At 62.7% G+C, this 2,097-nt stretch carries 2 protein-coding genes; both read left to right on the top strand.

The genetic code is table 11. From position 1 onward, the window contains the following. Window positions 1–68: 68 nt before the first annotated feature. The gene (locus ACOVRJ_RS17705; protein WP_422045154.1) at window positions 69–671 is read left to right on the top strand and encodes a GNAT family N-acetyltransferase; all 603 of its coding nucleotides are present in this window, start codon (window positions 69–71) and stop codon (window positions 669–671) included. Window positions 672–800: 129 nt separating this feature from the next. After that, a protein-coding gene (locus tag ACOVRJ_RS17700; protein WP_422045153.1) for an IS3 family transposase occupies window positions 801–1,942 on the top strand; the annotation gives its coding sequence in 2 pieces (ribosomal slippage) (window positions 801–1,065 and window positions 1,065–1,942; 1,143 coding nt in all). Window positions 1,943–2,097: the final 155 nt, after the last annotated feature.

Genomic DNA, 2,097 nt, shown 5'->3' with positions numbered 1-2,097 from the left:
CAAGAATCACACCCTCACTTGTTCACCAAAAGAGTCATCAATCATCCGGGACCTGTAAGTTAGGCCGTATGAAACTCTCCACCGACCTCCCTAGCGGCAAAGTCGCGTCATTGCGAACTCTTGAACTGCGCATAGACGACGCGCCTTTGCTTCAGCAGTTCTTTGATGCGAACCCCGCATACTTTCTGGCAGTCCAGGGTGAGCCTGCCGGTAGCGATGAAGCAAAAGACGAGATAGCTGGTGAACTCCCGGTATGGCTCACTTACTCCAAGAAGTTCGTAATCGGCTACCAGGATCACACGGGCTCCCTGGTAGCAATGGCAAACCTCTTGTCTAACATCTTCGTGCCCGGAGTTTGGAATCTCAGCACCTTCATCGTGGCAACTGCGCACCACGGAACGGGTCTCGCACCGTCGCTCTATCGCGAACTAGAAACTTGGACCGTAGCCTGCGGAGCTCACTGGCTTCGGTTGGGAGTTGTCAAAGGCAACGTACGAGCTGAGCGATTCTGGCAGGCACAAGGCTTCGTGGACACGAGAGAACGACACGGCTACCAAATCGGCAATCAAGTCAACGTACTCCGCGTCATGATGAAGCCGCTCGCTGGCGGAACGCTCGCCGACTATCTCGACCTCGTCCCGCGAGATCGCCCCGAACCCCATGCGGCCTAAGCTTTCGCTCGAGCAGACCTCCACCGGCAAGGCGCTTGAGAGGTGGTCGCGGAAATCTGAACAGCGCGATAAGTGGAAACGCTGGGCGTCGAGCTGGGCCGAGGAAGGTCTGGCGAGAAGGAGTTTTCGATGGTCAAGAAGTCAGCGCGCCGCACGCGGCGCACCCACAGTCCGGCGTTCAAGGCACAGGTTGCCCTGGCCGCCTTGCGTGACGACAAGACGATGGCCGAGCTGTGCAAGGAGTACGAGGTGCACTCCAGCCAGATCTTGGACTGGAAGCGCCAACTGCTCGAGGGGGCTGCCGACGTCTTCGGCGCCGGCAGCCGAGTCTTGCCACCGGTGGACTTGGCGCCGCTGCACGCCAAGATCGGCCGGTTGGCGCTGGAGAACGAATTTTTAGAACGCGCGCTCACCAAGGCGGGATTGCTGAGCGCAAAGCCATGATCGACCGTAATCACGCCCTGCCCATCACGCGCCAGGCCAGCCTGCTGGGCATGAGCCGAGGCTCGGTCTACTACCTGCCCAGGCCCACCAGCGGGGCCGACCTGGAACTCATGCGCCGCATCGACGAGTTGCACCTGGAGTCCCCCTTCATGGGAGCGCGCATGCTGCGCCGCCAACTGCATCGCCAAGGGGTGGACGTGGGCCGGCGTCACATCGCCACGCTGATGCAGCGCATGGGCATCGAGGCCCTGGCGCCGCAGCCCGGCACCAGCAAGCGCGCGCCGGGCCACAAGATCTATCCGTACCTGCTGCGCAAGCTGGCCATCGAGCGGTCCAACCAAGTCTGGGCCCTGGACACGACATACATCCCGATGGCGCGTGGCTTCGTCTACCTCACCGCGGTGGTGGACGTGGCCAGCCGCCGGGTGCTCGCGCACAAGGTGGCCATCACGCTGGAGGCCTGTCATGCCCGGGAGGTGATCGAGCACGCGTTTGCCCGCTGGGGCACGCCTGAGATCGTTAACACCGACCAGGGCAGCCAGTTCACCGCGACCGAGTTCACCGACGTGGTGTTGGGCCAAGGCTGCCAACCCAGCATGGACGGCCGAGGTGCCTGGCGCGACAACGTCTTCGTCGAGCGGCTGTGGCGCAGCGTCAAATACGAGCGCGTGTACCTCAAGGCCTACGACGGCGTGAGTGCGGCGCGCGCCGACATCGCCGATTACGTGGGCTGGTACAACGCGGCCCGCGCCCATTCGAGCCTGGCTGACGCTACGCCCGATGAGCACTGCTTCGCCCATCTGCCGACACTGGCAGTGGCCGCATAAGATGAGATCGCTGGTGCGCCCCGAGTTGCCCACCGCGTCGATCGGTTCGTCGCAAGCGCCGACCGCCGCCGTGGACAACTCTGCACCGTCTGCTACCCGCCCGCAGTCCACTTGTAAATCGGGGAAAGCTGTTCAGACAAACGGGGCCACCTCTG

It is taken from the genome of Roseateles sp. (genome assembly GCF_049240545.1).
In the GTDB taxonomy this organism is placed as follows: Bacteria; Pseudomonadota; Gammaproteobacteria; order Burkholderiales; family Burkholderiaceae_C; genus Paucibacter_A.
The sequence above is the reverse complement of the archived record's forward strand: the minus strand, read 5'-3'. Positions and strand labels throughout refer to the sequence as shown.